Raw genomic sequence first — 5890 nt, 5'->3', positions numbered from 1 at the left:
GACGCGCCGGGCGACGCGCTGCCCGACGCGCCGGCCGGTCGCGCGGTGGCGCCGCCCGCGGCCCGTCCCGCCGCCGAGGAGGCATGATGATCCGCCTGCTGATCGCCGACGACGAGGAGATGCTCCGGAGCGCGCTGGCCGCGCTGCTCGCGCTCGAAGCGGACCTGGCCGTCGTCGCCGAGGCGTCCACCTCCACCGACGCCGTGCGCCTCGCGCGCGAGCACCGCCCGGACATCGCCGTCCTGGACCTGGAGATGCCCCCGGCCGACGGGCTGCGCGCCGCCGAGGAGATCCGCGCCGCGCTGCCGACCCAGATCGTGCTGGTCACCCGGCACGCCCGTCCCGCCGTGCTGCGCCGGGCGCTCGCCGCCGGGGTCCGCGGCTTCGTGCCGAAGACGACGCCCGCCGCCCGGCTCGCCGAGATCATCCGCGACGTCGCCGCGGGCCGCCGCTACGTCGATCCCGACATCGCCGCGTCCGCGCTCACCGAGGACGACTGCCCGCTCACCGACCGGGAGCTGGAGGTCCTCCGCGCCGCCCGCACCGGCGCCTCCGTCAACGAGATCGCCGCCGAGGTCCACCTGGCGCCGGGGACCGTCCGCAACTACCTGTCCGCCGCCATGGCCAAGCTCCAGGCCCCGACCCGCCACGCCGCCGCCCACCACGCCTGGCAGCAGGGCTGGATCTGACCGCGCTGCCCCGTCCCGCCGCCGGTCAGGCCCGCACCCGGGCCGCGCGGGACTCCAGGTACCGCTGCTCGGCCAGGCTCGCCGTGGCCTTCGCCGCGCGCCGGTAGTGGTCGTGGGCCCCGGCCAGGTCGCCGGTCTTCTCCAGCAGGTGCGCCCGCACCGACAGCAGCCGGTGGTGCCCGGCCATCCGCTCGTCACCGTCCAGCGCGGACAGCAGCGCCAGCCCGGCCTGCGGCCCCTCGACCTCCGCGAGCGCGATCGCGCGGTTGAGGGTGACCATCGGGTTCGGCGCGATCCGCTCCAGGATCAGGTAGAGGGCGTGCACCTGCCGCCAGTCGGTCTCCTTGGCGGTCACCGCGTCGGCGTGCGTGGCGGCGATCGCGGCCTGCAACTGGTAGGGCCCGAGCTCCGGGCCGGCGAGCGCCGTCTTGACCAGGGCCGTGCCCTCGGCGATCAGCTCGCGGTCCCAGCGGGCGCGGTCCTGCTCGTCCAGCGGCACGAGGTCGCCGGACGCCGTCGTCCGCGCCTCCCGGCGGGCGTGGGTCAGCAGCATCAGCGCGAGCAGCCCGGTCACCTCGCCGTCCTCGGGCAGCTGCGCGTGCACCATCCGGGTCAGCCGGATCGCCTCGGCCGCGAGGTCGGCGCGGTGCAGCTCGCTGCCCGAGGAGGCGGCGTAGCCCTCGTTGAAGATCAGGTAGAGCACGTGCAGGACGACCCGCAGCCGCTCCTCGCGCTCCGCGCCCTCCGGCAGCGCGAACGTGGCGCCCGCGGCCCTGATGCGCTGCTTGGCCCGGCTGATCCTGGCCGCCATCGTGGCCTCGGGCACGAGGAACGCGCGCGCGATCTCGGCGGTGGTCAGGCCGCCGACCGCCCGCAGCGTCAGCGCGGTCTGGGACGCCGCGGTCAGCGCCGGATGACAGCACAGGAACAGCAGGACGAGCGTGTCGTCGGTGTCCGGCACCTCCTCGGGCACGATCTCGCCGACCGTCGCCGTCTCCCGCTCGCGGCGCGCGTGCTCGCTGCGCACCTGGTCGATGAGCCGCCGGGACGCGACCGTCATCAGCCAGCCGTGCGGGTTGCCGGGCACGCCCTCGGCGGGCCACTGCACCGCGGCGGCGAGGACGGCCTCCTGCACGGCGTCCTCGCAGCCCTCGAACCTGCCGTGCCTGCGCACCAGCGCGCCGAGGACCCGCGGCGTGAGCTCACGCAGCAGGTCCTCGATCCCAGGAGCCGTCATGCCTCCAATTGTCCGTCAGCGAACATCACCTGCCGCACCTCGATGCCGAGGCCCGGGATCGCGGCGTCCGGGATCCGCGCCGCCAGCTCGATCGCGCGGTCCTTGTCCTCGCAGTCGATCAGGTAGAAGCCGCCCAGGTACTCCTTCGCCTCCAGGAAAGGGCCGTCGGTCACCACCGGCTGGCCGTTGCGCACCTTCACCACGGCGGCCTGGGACGGGTCGACCAGCGCCTGCGTGGTGATCAGTTCGCCGGACTCCTTCAGCGCGTCGATGAACGCGCCGTGGCCCTCGCCGATCGCCGCCTTCTCCTCGTCGGTGAGCGCGTCCAGGACGGCCGGGTTGATGTGCATGCTGATCAGGAACTTCATCGCGGTACTCCTCGTTCGTCGCGGACCCCGGGCGGGCCCTCCACCCGTTGGTCGGAGCCGTCCCCGGCACCTTGACATCCCCGCGACGGGATTCTTCCGCTACTTGAGGTTCCAGAGCTGGCTCCGCTTGCGGTTGTCGTACTTCTGGGTGACGGGCGTGCCGTTCTTGGTGTCCAGGAAGCGGGTGGACGTCCAGTTCATCCAGGCGGTCATCTGCGTGGGCAGCCAGCGCTGCGTGTTCGCCTTGCTGTTGCACTTGACGCCCCTCACCTTGCCCTTGCCGTCACTCCACAGGCAAAGCCCGGTGGCCTGGTTCTTGACCAGCCACGCGGTGCGGATGTGGTCCATCTTCTTGGACGTCAGCTTCCATTTCTGACTCTTGGAGCTGCCGCACTTCTTGAGCGTGATCGCTCCGTTCTGCGCGCTCGTGAGGCACTTCTTGGACGAGTACTGGACCATCTTGTGCGGTCCGATCGTCTGCGCGGAGGCGCTGGTGGCGCCGCCGATGACGGCGACCGAGGAGGCCAGGACGACGGCGCTTGCGGCGGTGGCGATGCGCATGGGGACTCCGTATCGAGGGAGGTGATAACACGGCCGGCCCGCCACTCGGTGGAAATGTCCGGGGCGTCGGTGCGGGCCGTCCGCGCAGAATCTATCCGTCCGGTTCAGCCGCGAAATAGTGCCTGGAGCGCCCATCGCGGCCGCGCGGATAGTGCCCTGCTCCTATTTCCCGGCGGCACATGAACCGGCCGCCACGGGAGCCCGAACGCACGATGGCCCCGAGGCGTCCGTCAGTCGGCGGCGAGGGCGTTGAGGCGGGCGAGCAGGGTGGCCAGGGTGCTCACGTCCTCCTCGGGCCAGCTGCGCAGGCGGGCGCGGAAGTGCCGGCGGCGGGCGGACCGGACCGCGTCCAGGCGGCGCCGCCCCTCGTCGGTGAGTTCGAGCAGGTGGGCGCGGCCGTCGCCGGGGTCGGCGCGGCGCCGGATCAGGCCGAGGTCCTCCAGCGCCCGCAGCTGCCGGCTGATCGTGGGCTTGCCGACGCCGACGAAGGCGGCCAGGTCGCTGGACCGGGCGAGGCCCCGGTCGCGCAGGCAGACGAGCAGGCCGTAAGCGGTGGAGTCCAGCTCGGGGTGCACGGCGCGGCTGAGCTGGCCGGACGCCGCGCGGGCCCGGCGCAGGAACACGCCGAACTCGCGTTCGAGGGCGTCGTAGGCCTCCTCGCTCGGGGTCTGGGTCATGTCCGCTCTCCCACCGGATCGTCCGCCGCCGCCTGGAGGGCCCTGGAGGTGCGCAGCGGCACCTCCTTGATACAGGCGATGGCGACCAGGCTCAGCAAAGCGAACGGCGTCGTGTAGAGGAAGAGGTCGCCGATCGCGTGCCCGAAGGCGTTCTCGACGATCAGGCGGACCGGTGCGGGCAGCGCGGCAAGGTCGGGGATCGCGTCGCCCGCCGGCGCGCCGTGGACGCCGAGGCGGGCCAGGTCGCCGCTGGAGTAGTGGCCGACCCGGCTGGACAGGACCGCGCCGAGCGCCGAGACGCCGATCGTCCCGCCGAGGGTGCGGAAGAACGCCACCGACGTGCTCGCGGCCCCCAGCTCGTGGGGACGGACCTGGTTCTGCACCGACAGCACGAGGTTCTGCAAGGTCATGCCGAGGCCCACGCCCAGGCAGACCATGGCGAGCGCGGCCTGCCAGTAGGGCGTGGAGTGGCGCAGCAGGCCGAGCAGGCCGCTGCCCGCGGTGAGGAGCAGCGCCCCGGCGACGAGGAACGGCTTCCACCGTCCGCTGGCGGTGATGACGCGTCCCGACAGGGTGGACGCCGCGGCCAGGCTCAGGATCAGCGGCAGGGTCAGGATCCCGGCCATCGTGGGCGTCTCGCCGCCGGAGAGCTGGAAGTACTGGCTGAGGAACGTCGCTCCGGCGTACATGCCGATCCCGGCGAGCAGGCTGGCGACGACCGCCAGCGTCACCGTCCGGTTGCCGAACAGCCGCAGCGGGACGATCGGTTCGGCGGCCCGGGCCTCGACCCACACGAACAGCGCCGCCAGGACGGCTGCGCCGCCGGCCATCGCGCCCGTCTGCCACGACAGCCAGGCGTACTCGGTGCCGGCAAACGTCACCCAGACCAGCAGCAGCGACGCCGCCGAGGTGATGAGCGCCGCCCCCGCCCAGTCGATCGTGACCTTCCGGCGCCGCACCGGCAGGTCCAGGTTGCGCTGGAGGACGGCCATCGCGAGCAGGGCGATCGGCACGACGATGAAGAAGCACCAGCGCCAGCCCAGCCAGTCCACGTCGACGATCAGCCCGCCGAGCAGCGGGCCGCCCGCCGTGCCGATCGCGAGGACCGCGCCGAGGTAGCCGTTGTACCGGCCGCGCTCGCGCGGCGCGAGGATCGTCGCCATGATCACCTGGGTGAGCGCCTGGAGGCCGCCCGCCCCGATCCCCTGCACGACCCGCGCCGCGATCAGCAGCCCGGGACCGGTCGCCGCGCCCGACAGCGCCGACCCGGCCGCGAACACCAGCAGCCCCGCCTGGAGCAGCCGCTTCTTGTTCGTCAGGTCCGCGAGCTTGCCCCACAGCGGGCTCGTGACCGTGGTGGCCAGCAGCGTCGAGACGATCACCCACGTGTAGGTGCTCTGGCCCGTGCGCAGGTCGGCGGTGATGACCGGCAGCGCGTTGGTGACGATCGTGGACGACACGATCGCCACGAAGAGCCCCAGGTACAGCCCCGACAGCGCCCGGAGGATCTGCGCGTGCGTCATCGGCGCGGACGCGCCCGCCGCCCCGTCCGTCCCGTCCGCCCGGTCCGTCCCGTCCCGCGGCGCAGGCCCCATCGCGTCCTCCGTCCGGTCGCCCGGGACGACCCTAGGCGGACATGATTGCCCAAGGCAATCAGTAGGGCACCCGGTGCCGCACCCGGCGTCACCGCCTCCGCCCCCCGGCATGCCCCGGGTCAGGGGCCTCCCGGCACCTCGATGCGGCGGGCCGCGATCCGGGCGGCCAGCCGCCCGACCGCCGGGATCTCCAGCGGCAGGAGCGACAGGCGCGGGTGGGCGCGGCGGCGCTCGCCCCGCTCGATCGCGCGGACGACCGCCCGCGCGGCCGAGTCCGGCGACACCGGCGGCGGCGTCCGCACCGGCCCGTCCCGCCAGGGCAGCAGGGCGACGTCGCGCGCGCCGGTGTCGGTGGCGCCCGGCACGTATTCCAGGACGGTCACGCCGGTGCCGTCCAGCTCGTTGCGCAGCGTGCGGGTGGCGTGCGCGAGCGCCGCCTTGGCCGCGCCGTAGTAGCCCAGCATCGGGACCGGCACGACCTGGAGCGTCGAGGTGACGTTCACGATCACGCCGCCGTCGCGCATCCCCGGCAGCACGGCCCGCGCCAGCGCCAGCGGGGACCACAGGTTCGTCTCGAACAGCGCCCGCGCGTCGTCGCCGTCGCCCATGCCGGCCTGTGCCGCGACGAGCCCGACGCCCGCGTTGCTGACCAGCACGCGCACCCCGCCCAGCGCGGCGGACGCCTCCCCGGCGAGCGCGGCGGCGGCGTCCGCGGCGAGCGCGGCGGTCACGACGGTCTTCCCGACTCCCGTACAGGTCCCGG

At 73.9% G+C, this 5890-nt stretch carries 7 protein-coding genes; 1 reads left to right on the top strand and 6 read right to left on the bottom strand.

Annotated features, from left to right (window positions below; all coding sequences use genetic code 11):
• Positions 1 to 86 precede the first annotated feature (86 nt).
• Positions 87 to 689, top strand: coding sequence for a response regulator transcription factor (locus tag E1300_RS46830; protein WP_131763720.1), 603 nt, complete (start codon positions 87 to 89; stop codon positions 687 to 689).
• 25 nt (positions 690 to 714) lie between these two features.
• Here the strand turns inward: E1300_RS46830 and E1300_RS46825 are convergent, their stop codons facing one another.
• The 6 genes from E1300_RS46825 to E1300_RS46800 all read right to left on the bottom strand — a co-directional run.
• On the bottom strand, positions 715 to 1926 hold the full coding sequence (locus E1300_RS46825; RefSeq protein ID WP_131763718.1) for an RNA polymerase sigma factor: 1212 nt from the start codon (positions 1924 to 1926) through the stop codon (positions 715 to 717).
• A complete protein-coding gene (locus E1300_RS46820) occupies positions 1923 to 2294 on the bottom strand; it encodes a YciI family protein (RefSeq protein ID WP_131763717.1) in 372 nt (123 codons plus the stop codon). Before E1300_RS46820 ends, E1300_RS46825 begins: the two co-directional genes overlap by 4 nt.
• A gap of 99 nt (positions 2295 to 2393) precedes the next feature.
• Positions 2394 to 2855, bottom strand: coding sequence for an RICIN domain-containing protein (locus E1300_RS46815; protein WP_131763716.1), 462 nt, complete (start codon positions 2853 to 2855; stop codon positions 2394 to 2396).
• A 230-nt stretch (positions 2856 to 3085) separates the two neighbouring features.
• Positions 3086 to 3532 (bottom strand): MarR family winged helix-turn-helix transcriptional regulator, encoded by a 447-nt coding sequence (locus E1300_RS46810; protein ID WP_131763715.1) that lies wholly within the window; start codon positions 3530 to 3532, stop codon positions 3086 to 3088.
• On the bottom strand, positions 3529 to 5127 hold the full coding sequence (locus E1300_RS46805; RefSeq protein ID WP_242619856.1) for an MFS transporter: 1599 nt from the start codon (positions 5125 to 5127) through the stop codon (positions 3529 to 3531). Before E1300_RS46805 ends, E1300_RS46810 begins: the two co-directional genes overlap by 4 nt.
• Before the next feature lie 119 nt (positions 5128 to 5246).
• The coding region (locus E1300_RS46800; RefSeq protein WP_131763714.1) for an SDR family NAD(P)-dependent oxidoreductase at positions 5247 to 5890 on the bottom strand (644 nt) is incomplete at its 5' end.

The sequence above is a fragment of the Actinomadura fibrosa genome, assembly GCF_900659615.1.
Lineage (GTDB): Bacteria > Actinomycetota > Actinomycetes > Streptosporangiales > Streptosporangiaceae > Spirillospora > Spirillospora fibrosa.
Note: the sequence above shows the minus strand (reverse complement) of the source record. Positions and strands in the feature narration are given on the sequence as shown.

Bases quoted from the DNA above. Each gene is read 5' to 3' on its own strand.
- E1300_RS46825 (WP_131763718.1), bottom strand. From the start codon at position 1,926: ATGACGGCTCCTGGGATCGAGGACCTGCTGCGTGAGCTCACGCCGCGG.
- E1300_RS46830 (WP_131763720.1), top strand. From the start codon at position 87: ATGATCCGCCTGCTGATCGCCGACGACGAGGAGATGCTCCGGAGCGCG.
- E1300_RS46820 (WP_131763717.1), bottom strand. From the start codon at position 2,294: ATGAAGTTCCTGATCAGCATGCACATCAACCCGGCCGTCCTGGACGCG.
- E1300_RS46805 (WP_242619856.1), bottom strand. From the start codon at position 5,127: ATGGGGCCTGCGCCGCGGGACGGGACGGACCGGGCGGACGGGACGGAC.
- E1300_RS46815 (WP_131763716.1), bottom strand. From the start codon at position 2,855: ATGCGCATCGCCACCGCCGCAAGCGCCGTCGTCCTGGCCTCCTCGGTC.
- E1300_RS46810 (WP_131763715.1), bottom strand. From the start codon at position 3,532: ATGACCCAGACCCCGAGCGAGGAGGCCTACGACGCCCTCGAACGCGAG.